This is a genomic window from Profundibacter sp. (assembly GCF_056498605.1).
The window spans coordinates 1-8,743 of the sequence record NZ_JBSMEZ010000015.1 but is presented as its reverse complement, the minus strand read 5'-3'; the positions used below and the strand labels follow the sequence as shown (position 1 = coordinate 8,743).

Sequence of the window (8,743 nt, the reverse complement as noted above, 5' to 3'; positions counted from 1 at the left end):
CGACGATCATGCAGCGCCTGCTCCAATGCATCCAGCACGAAATCTGTTTTCGGCGAACTAGAGACACGCCACCCAACGATTTTATCCGCGAAAGTATCGATGATAAAAGCTACGTAGACAAAGCCCTACGTTGGTGAATGTAGTTGTTCTTGATCGTGCGGATGGGTTCAATGCCTTTGAGTGTTGCCTTGGCCGATCGCAGGGTTTTAAAGCCACGCATTGGATTGAGAATTTTATTTAACACCGGATGATCGCCTTCGATCCGGTTGTTCAGATACTTCCGGTCAATGTGGCGGATATGATCCCCAGGATCACACCTGCTATGAAACTGAAACTAGCCGCATAATTCTACAAGCGGATCCCATTAAAGATGGGGAGATTACCTTGCGGCATTGGCGTCGCGCCGAGAAGTTAGGCGAAAATTGATCAACTTTCCATGTTGATCTACCGTCCACCAGAGGTACTGCCATTTGCCACCGACGCGGAAATAGGTTTCTTCCACATGCCAGATCAGACCCCGTCAGTTGCGTTTGCCAAAGTTTCGCTTTGCTATCTCGGGGCCAAATTTCAGCACCCACCTATAAATGGTGGCCGCATCAACCTCGACAACAGAAAACCGTGAATATCGGCAAATAAGAAACTTAATGTAATAGTGCCGTCTCGATCATGAAATCGGTTGTCATGCTGTTTTCCATTACAAAGTCGCCATTGGGCAAATCATTCTCCTCAACCTTGCGCCGAGCCTCAGTGGGCTCAATACCCATATTTTGCCAACGAAGCATAAGACGATCTCGCAAGGTTTGAGGGCTGGTTTTGATCATGACCGTCACGTCAAAAAGAGGTGCCAAACCTTTCCATGGTTGCTGCTCAAGCAACAGGTAGTTCCCCTCAACAACAATGATATCGTTTGTTTTCTGTATCAATGCGGCCCCTGCACGGGCGATTTCAATTGTGCGGTCAAAAACCGGAATCGCAATATTCTCGGCATCATTTTTGCGCAGACGAGTTAGCATGTGGCGTAAACCATCAACATCAAAGGTATCGGGCGCACCTTTGCGCGCCTGTCTCCCGAGCGATGTGAGCAAAATATCATCGAAATGGTAGCCGTCCATTGGCAGTAATGCAGCACGGTTCGGGTTGGCGTTATTCACCCCCTGCACCAACGCATCTGCCAAGGTGGATTTACCCGAACCCGGTGCACCAATGATCGCGACGATGGACCGTGTGCCCACTGGTAACGTCAAAAGCCGGTCGGTCAATTCTGCAAGATTAGTCTGGCGTGTCACGAAATTCCCTCCATTTTTAGCGCGAAAAGACAAGTTTTCATCCTAGGTCGAAGTCTCCTTGAACAGGATATTCTGATCCAGAAGGTAATGAACAAATAGCGGCAAGCTGGCGCTTCCTATCACGCGGGCATCACTGCCGACTTTGCCAGGCAGGATGACTGGCGTCTTTATACCCTGTAGGTCAAATCCCTGAAGCGCGGCAATGGTGGCATCGACGATGCGCTCACGAACATCCTGCGGAAAGGCACCGTCAATAATCGCTGCGCCAAAATCAATGACGCTACAACTGGACACAATCGCCATTGCAAGATGGGTCGCAACCTGTGCGATCCACTGTTCCAGACAATCGCCAAAACCATCCCAGTTGTCGGGCGTTAACCATAACGGGGACGGGTCAATCCCCTTATCTCGAAGTATATGCTCCAACATATAAATCGATGCTTGCTCGATCAATTGCGCTGGCGCACCATCGGCGCCAATCACTGGCATTGATCCAAGCGCACCGGCATTTCCGCTGCGCCCCGGATAGACATTATGGTTCAGAACAATCCCGCCTCCGATGAATGACCCGATAAAGAAATAGACAAAGTCGTCAATCTCGGCCCCGCGTCCGAACACCAGTTCGGCACCGCAGGCAGACGTTGCGTCATTCTGTATCAAGACGGGATAAGGGCACAAACCCTCTAACGTCGACTTTATATCAAACCCACGCCATGCTTCCATCTCTCCCTTGGGGGCGCCAACTTTCTCAAGCCAGTTCCAGAGGTCAAAGGGCATCGCGACACCCATCCCGACGATCCTTTCTTGCTGAGCGGACGAAAGCGCATCAACAAGACGACTGAGCCCTTTCCCGACAAAATCAAGGATTTGTTGCGGCTGAGGGTGGGTGTATGTCTCATGGATTGCCATTCTTTGCTGCCCGACGAAATCCATCATCACCAGATCGACACGCCGCCGCCCAATCTTTAGTCCGATGGTAAACGCGCCATCAGGATTTAGCAGCATCGGGATAGAAGGCTGTCCAACCCGCCTGCGTTGCGGCTCGCCTCGCAACAGCAAACCGTCCTTCTCTAATGATCGCATTATCACCGACATTGACTGCGCTGTCAGGCCGGTTCGCCGTGCCAATTCGGATTTGGGAATACCCCCGTGCCTCCGGATCATCGACAAGACAAGCCGCTCATTATAGGCGCGTAGGCGTGACTGGTTGGCCCCTCCTCTAGGGCCTATCACCTTGTTTTTATTATCTTTAGAAGTGGTCACAGCACATTCCATTAAGTTGAGGGTTTACCGAGGAATCCCTTTAACGCATCTGTGCAGAATGTCACATATGGACAATAAATCAATTGGAGTTATTTATTGACAGATCAGCCACCTGATGCAAGGATTTGTCATTGGGGGGAGTGAGTCGACGGCATGTCTGACGCATTTTTGTTCCAATACGTCGATCTAAAAGCGATCTAAAAGCACCGACAGAAATGAATAGAATTCGGAGGAAATTATGAAAAAGAAAATACTCGTATCCGCGCTTGGCGCACTCGCGATGAGCACTGTGCTGGCCGCGCCTGCATTTGCCGCAGGCCACAGCGTTGGCGCCTGCCTGATCACCAAAACAGACACCAATCCGTTTTTCGTGAAAATGAAAGAAGGGGCATTGGCCAAAGCCGCCGAACTGGGCATTGAGCTAAAAACATACGCCGGTAAAGTTGATGGCGACACCGAAAGCCAAGTGGCGGCCGTTGAAACCTGCATCGCCGATGGGGCCAAAGGCATCCTGATCACCGCATCCGACACCAAAGGCATCGTTCCAGTGCTGCAACAAGCCCGCGAGGCTGGCCTGCTGGTAATCGCACTTGATACCCCGCTAGAGCCAATCGATTCAGCCGATGCAACCTTTGCTACAGATAATTTTCTAGCAGGCGAACTGATCGGCAAATGGGCCGCCGCCGCTATGGGTGACGGTGCTGCAACTGCAAAAATCGCCATGCTTGATCTGGCCGTCAGCCAGCCATCAGTTGGCGTTCTGCGCGATCAGGGTTTTTTGCAAGGCTTTGGCATTGATCTGGGTGATCCCAACAAATGGGGCGACGAAACCGATCCGCGCATTGTTGGCAACGAAGTCACCGCTGGCAACGAGGAAGGCGGGCGCAAAGCCATGGAAAACCTTTTGATCAAAGAGCCGATGATCAATGTGGTTTATACCATTAACGAGCCATCCGCGACAGGCGCATACGAGGCGCTAAAAGCATTCGGTCGTGAAAACGACGTGCTGATCGTATCGGTCGATGGTGGCTGTCCTGGTGTGCAAAGCGTTAAGGAAGGCGTGATCGGCGCGACATCACAGCAATATCCGTTGCTGATGGCATCCTTGGGCATCGAGGCGATTGCAAAATGGGCGGCTGATGGGACAAAACCCGAGCCAACACCTGGCAAAAACTTCTTTGATACCGGCGTGTCACTGGTAACCGACAAGCCTGCCGACGGGGTTGAGTCAATCGACACCACTGAGGGCACCAACCTGTGCTGGGGCTAAGTTGATTTTTGCCTGATTTCAGAGAATACTAGTGCGGGCGGCCATTGGGTCGCCCGTATTTAAAACGACTATTACCAAGCAGGTTGGGAATTATTATGGCCGAGGTCTCGCCAACAGAAACCGCACTTAAGAACGCAGCGAACGAAGTGGTGTCGTTTGACGATGAAAACCACGGCTTCATGCACATGGTCCATAACCGGCTGCATTCAACGCCCTCAATGGTGCCGCTGATTGTGCTAGTAATATCAATCGTTATTTTCGGCATTATCCTTGGTGGCAAATTTTTCTCGCCCTTCGCGCTGACGCTAATCCTGCAACAGGTGGCAATCGTCGGCATTGTTGGCGCTGCGCAATCACTGGTCATCCTGACCGCGGGCATTGACCTGTCGGTCGGCGCGATCATGGTTCTGTCCTCGGTTATCATGGGGCAATTTACCTTTCGCTATGGTTGGCCACCTGAATTGGCCGTCGTGGCAGGGTTGACCTGTGGTATGCTGTGCGGTGCGACCAACGGTATTCTGGTCGCCTATATGCGGCTGCCTCCATTCATTGTAACCCTTGGCATGTGGCAGATCATCCTGGCGACAAATTTCCTCTATTCCGAAAATGAAACCATCCGGAATCAGGACCTTCAGGACCACGCGCCAATCCTGCAATTCTTTGGCCATAAATTTAGTATCGGCGGCGCGGTATTCACATACGGCGTTGTAGCCTTTGTTTTGCTGGTCGTAATCCTGACCTATGTGTTGAACAACACCGCATGGGGGCGGCACGTTTATGCGGTGGGCGATGATCCCGAGGCCGCGGAACTGTCCGGCGTGCGGGTCAAACGCATCCTGTTGTCGGTCTATACATTGGCGGGGCTGATCTGCGCATTGGCCGGATGGGCATTGATCGGGCGCATCGGATCGGTGTCCCCCACTGCAGGGCAATTCGCCAATATCGAATCCATCACCGCCGTGGTGATCGGCGGCATATCCTTGTTTGGCGGACGCGGTTCGATCCTTGGTATGTTCTTTGGCGCGCTGATTGTTGGTGTGTTTTCACTGGGCCTGCGCCTGATAGGAACCAACCCGCAATGGACCTATTTGCTGATCGGCGTTCTGATCATTGGCGCTGTCGCAATTGACCAATGGATCAGAAAGGCATCGGCATGACCCAGCCCATTCTGACAGCCCGTAATCTGGTGAAGCGCTATGGCCGCGTCACGGCACTGGACCACGCGGATTTCGATCTGTATCCGGGCGAAATTCTGGCGATCATTGGCGACAATGGCGCAGGCAAAACAACCCTGATCAAGGCGCTATGTGGTGCACTTCAAGTGGACGAGGGGGAGATGCATCTAAAGGGCGAGCAGATCAATTTCCGCTCCCCGACCGAGGCCCGTGATGCAGGCATCGAAACCGTTTACCAAACGCTTGCCCTTTCCCCCGCTCTTTCCATCGCTGACAATATGTTTCTGGGCCGCGAAATTCGCAAGCCCGGTTTTATGGGCACGTTCCTGCGCCAGCTTGACCGCAAAAAGATGGAACGCCTGTCGCGCGAAAAGCTGACCGAGCTTGGCCTGATGACCATCCAGAACATCAGCCAGTCGGTTGAAACCCTGTCAGGTGGTCAACGTCAAGGCATCGCAGTTGCCCGCGCCGCCGCCTTTGGATCACAGGTCATTATCATGGACGAACCCACAGCTGCGCTTGGCGTCAAGGAATCGCGCCGTGTGCTGGAATTGATGCAGGATGTAAAATCGCGCGGCATGCCGATTGTGCTGATTTCCCACAACATGCCCCATGTATTCGAGGTGGCCGACCGCATTCACATTCATCGTCTTGGTCGTCGCCTTTGCACGATCAATCCCAAGGATTACACCATGTCCGATGCCGTGGCCTTTATGACTGGTGCCACCGTTCCGCCCGAAGCCGATCTCGGTTAAAGCGCCACCATTCCCCGTCAGCCTTGCTGGATTTTACCGCTGCCGCGATAAACTCCATCCCCGCAAGACCCGCATTGATATTTGGCAAAATGTCCGCCGCCTGTGCGTCCCCGCGAATGACCTTGGCAAAGTCGTGATACAGCGTGGCGAACCTTTCCAAAAAACCCTCGGGATGGCCCGCCGGAATACGTATTTCCCCTTCAAAATCCTGCCCGCCACGGGTCAGAAATTGTTTTGGTTGGCATTTTTGGCCGTGAACCACAACTGGTGTCATAGTAGCCTTAATTAGGAGAATAGTGATTGGGAATATTGAATGTTTTCAATGGGTGTTTGAAGTGTAAATAGCGATGGCGTTGATGGTAAAAGCCATTAGTTTTTCACTGGTTGGATGTTCGTTGCTGGCTTTGGCCAGTGTGTTTTTACTGGCGTCGCATTGATATGGGGGAAGGTTAATTTCATTGGCTCGTTGTTGCAGGCGGGGCGCATTATATCTTACTCTCCCACCGCCAAGTCTCTTGCCAAATCGGTGCCATCTGGGCGATGATATTATCGTCCCACCCATTCCCAAAAAGATAACGTCTCCAAGAGGAATATCTAATGCATAAATCTGGTAATACTGTTGGATTCTGGTCGGCTGTGGCCATGGGGATCGGGGCCATGGTCGGGGCCGGCATTTTCGCGCTGCTGGGTCAGGCGGGGGCTATTGCCTCTTCCGCGGTCTGGATGTCCTTTGTCGCCGGTGGTTTTATTGCGCTGCTGAGCGGCTATTCCATGGGGCGGCTCGGGGCGCGATACCCGTCCGCTGGCGGGCTGGTCGAGTATCTTGTGCGCGGGTATGGCAAGGGGCTGTTTTCCGGCTCCATGAGCGTCATGATGTATCTCTCCTCTGTCATCTCTATTTCCCTGATCGCCAGAACATTCGGCGCATACGCCTACGCTATGTTACCGGCTGGATTGCCCGGCATACTGGTTGAGGTATTTGCGGCAGCCGTTGTGCTTGTCTTTATGCTGGTCAACCTGAATGGCGCCCGTTCTATGGCGCTGGCGGAAAATCTGGTTGTGGCCGTCAAGATGGGGGTTTTGGTGGTTTTTGCCATTGCCGGGATCATCTATATGGACCCGAGCCGTTTGTCCCCTGCCGATTACCCGCCTGTTACAACAGTTTTCTTCAGTCTGGCGATTACATTTTTCGCCTATGAGGGATTCCGCGTCATCACAAACGCCGCCGAAGATATGGAAGATCCGGCGCGAACCCTGCCGCGAGCTATTATGACGTCCATTATTCTGGTGATGATCCTGTATGTGGCGGTATCACTGGCGGTATTCGGCAACCTGAGCGCAGATGAAGTCATAGCGTCCAAGGATTTTGCTCTGGCCGAGGCCGCAAAACCCATCTTTGGCGAAACAGGGTTTATTATCATCTCTCTGGCCGCTCTTTTGTCGACCTCCAGCGCTATCAATGCCAGTCTATACGCTGCAACCAACGTGACCTATCAACTGGCAAAATATGGCGATCTTCCTGCTCTTTTCGGCAAACCGATTGGGCATAGCCGTGAGGGTCTGATTATCAGCTCCGTGATTATCGTCCTGTTGGCTGTATTTCTAGATTTGTCGCAGATCGCCGCCATCGGGGCCATATCCACGTTGATCATCCATATGACGGTTCATATCGGACACCTGAGACTTTTGCGCGAAACCGGTGCTGTTGTGTGGCTTATCGTGCTTGCGGTGTTGGCTAATCTGTTCGCAATAGTGCTTTCCGGTATTTACGTTGGCCAAAAATCACCAATGCTTCTGGTATGGATCGCCGGATTTTTTGCACTGTCACTGATGATCGAGATCGGTTTACGCTTGGTTACCGGCCGGACAATCGGAATGCGGGCGCCAAAGTAAACCATCCAGCTTGGATCAGTTCTCGATGTTTCGAGCCTGCCTGTGCCTGTGTCTCTCCCAAAAGATGGCAATGACCAACAGGATGAGCGCCAACAAAATAACCGGCCAGATGAATTGCTCGACAAATGCCGCGAGGATGGCCGTGCCGGCGACCAATATCCCGATCAACGAAAACCGCCACGAGATGCGGTAGCCATCAAGGAACGTCGACAATCCAATGACGAGCAACAGAACCAGTCCTGTATTGTCGTAATTCAGCCGACCAGCCCTAAGCAGTAGAAAGATCCCGAGAACTGCAAGCAGCGTGGCCCCCCAGTGTATAAGCTGGGTTACGATCATATCGGCATCCATATCCTTGCGCTCAATGGATTTCACCGCCCCGATGACAATCGCCGCGACCGCCATGAACAGGGTCATGGCCATCCAGAACCGAACGCTGCTTGTCGGTGAATAATTGGTCAGCCCAATCCCGATCAGGGACAGCAGGAACGCGAGAACAAGAATGATTTCCTCGAAAAACCCCATGCGATGCGCGTGTGAGGCATAAAATGCAGCCACCCCCATAGAGGCCACCAGCAGCAGCCCGACCCAGTATTGATAACTGTTGACGGGATAGAAATAGGTCAACCCCAATCCGATCACTGGCAGCACTAGCGACAGGATAAGTATAATGGTTTTGAACCCGTGCGGCTTCCCAAAAATCTTATCAGCATCATCTGTATTCATCACTTGTCCTCCTTTAGCTTAGATGAAGCGCGACATCAGCACCCATTTTCAGTATCTCGCTGGCCTGCCTTACCTCTGCCTCGGTGCATGGGCAATAAGCAGGAATTTATCCGCCTTAAGGGCCGTTTCATAGTTTACAATACTATCTTTGGGGATACCGATACTGTAGAGCGCAGCACCTAATACGCTCAGACTACCGGTGATAGCGCCGCCGCTTAGGCCTGTAATAATGGCGCCGACCAAAGGCCCCGCAACAGCCAAGGGACCAAAACCCGGAACCCAAAAGAAGGCTGCCCCGACGAGCACAGCCCACAGACCGCCCCAGAACGCGCCCTGACCACCCCAGAATTTGATCCGGTCACCCGCATTGTAAAA

General features: G+C 52.6%; 9 protein-coding genes and 2 pseudogenes. 4 read left to right on the top strand and 7 right to left on the bottom strand.

Translation table 11 applies throughout. From position 1 onward, the window contains the following. The 4 genes and pseudogenes from ACWB12_RS01495 to ACWB12_RS01480 all read right to left on the bottom strand — a co-directional run. Positions 1–125 (bottom strand): annotated as a pseudogene (locus tag ACWB12_RS01495) (IS3 family transposase); the annotation flags it as partial. Next, a pseudogene (locus tag ACWB12_RS01490) lies at positions 110–502 on the bottom strand (DDE-type integrase/transposase/recombinase). The pseudogenes ACWB12_RS01495 and ACWB12_RS01490, both read right to left, overlap by 16 nt. A gap of 139 nt (positions 503–641) precedes the next feature. Next, positions 642–1,319, bottom strand: coding sequence for a nucleoside/nucleotide kinase family protein (locus tag ACWB12_RS01485; protein WP_479528285.1), 678 nt, complete (start codon positions 1,317–1,319; stop codon positions 642–644). A gap of 9 nt (positions 1,320–1,328) precedes the next feature. Beyond that, complete coding sequence (locus ACWB12_RS01480) at positions 1,329–2,549, bottom strand: ROK family transcriptional regulator (RefSeq protein WP_479528284.1); 1,221 nt, start codon at positions 2,547–2,549, stop codon at positions 1,329–1,331. A 280-nt stretch (positions 2,550–2,829) separates the two neighbouring features. Between ACWB12_RS01480 and ACWB12_RS01475 the strand changes: the two genes are divergently transcribed. The 3 genes from ACWB12_RS01475 to ACWB12_RS01465 all read left to right on the top strand — a co-directional run bounded on the left by ACWB12_RS01475 (position 2,830) and on the right by ACWB12_RS01465 (position 5,749). Next, on the top strand, positions 2,830–3,819 hold the full coding sequence (locus ACWB12_RS01475; RefSeq protein WP_479528286.1) for a substrate-binding domain-containing protein: 990 nt from the start codon (positions 2,830–2,832) through the stop codon (positions 3,817–3,819). A gap of 95 nt (positions 3,820–3,914) precedes the next feature. Further along, the gene (locus ACWB12_RS01470; RefSeq protein WP_479528283.1) at positions 3,915–4,976 is read left to right on the top strand and encodes an ABC transporter permease; all 1,062 of its coding nucleotides are present in this window, start codon (positions 3,915–3,917) and stop codon (positions 4,974–4,976) included. Next, positions 4,973–5,749 carry an ATP-binding cassette domain-containing protein gene (locus ACWB12_RS01465; protein WP_479528282.1) on the top strand — a complete coding sequence of 259 codons (777 nt, stop codon included), beginning with the start codon at positions 4,973–4,975 and terminating at the stop codon, positions 5,747–5,749. Before ACWB12_RS01470 ends, ACWB12_RS01465 begins: the two co-directional genes overlap by 4 nt. On the opposite strand, the gene ACWB12_RS01460 is transcribed toward ACWB12_RS01465, so the two are convergent. Next, positions 5,706–6,023 carry a hypothetical protein gene (locus ACWB12_RS01460; RefSeq protein WP_479528281.1) on the bottom strand — a complete coding sequence of 106 codons (318 nt, stop codon included), beginning with the start codon at positions 6,021–6,023 and terminating at the stop codon, positions 5,706–5,708. The genes ACWB12_RS01465 and ACWB12_RS01460 overlap by 44 nt on opposite strands. A 323-nt stretch (positions 6,024–6,346) precedes the next feature. Here ACWB12_RS01460 and ACWB12_RS01455 point away from each other — a divergent pair, with 323 nt between their 5' ends. Then, entirely contained in the window at positions 6,347–7,642 is a 1,296-nt protein-coding gene (locus ACWB12_RS01455) for an APC family permease (protein ID WP_479528280.1), read from the top strand. Positions 7,643–7,657: 15 nt separating this feature from the next. Here the strand turns inward: ACWB12_RS01455 and ACWB12_RS01450 are convergent, their stop codons facing one another. Beyond that, the gene (locus tag ACWB12_RS01450; protein WP_479528279.1) at positions 7,658–8,368 is read right to left on the bottom strand and encodes a hypothetical protein; all 711 of its coding nucleotides are present in this window, start codon (positions 8,366–8,368) and stop codon (positions 7,658–7,660) included. 69 nt (positions 8,369–8,437) lie between these two features. Then, positions 8,438–8,743, bottom strand: a 306-nt coding sequence (locus ACWB12_RS01445; protein WP_479528278.1) for a hypothetical protein, incomplete at its 5' end; no start/stop codon positions are given.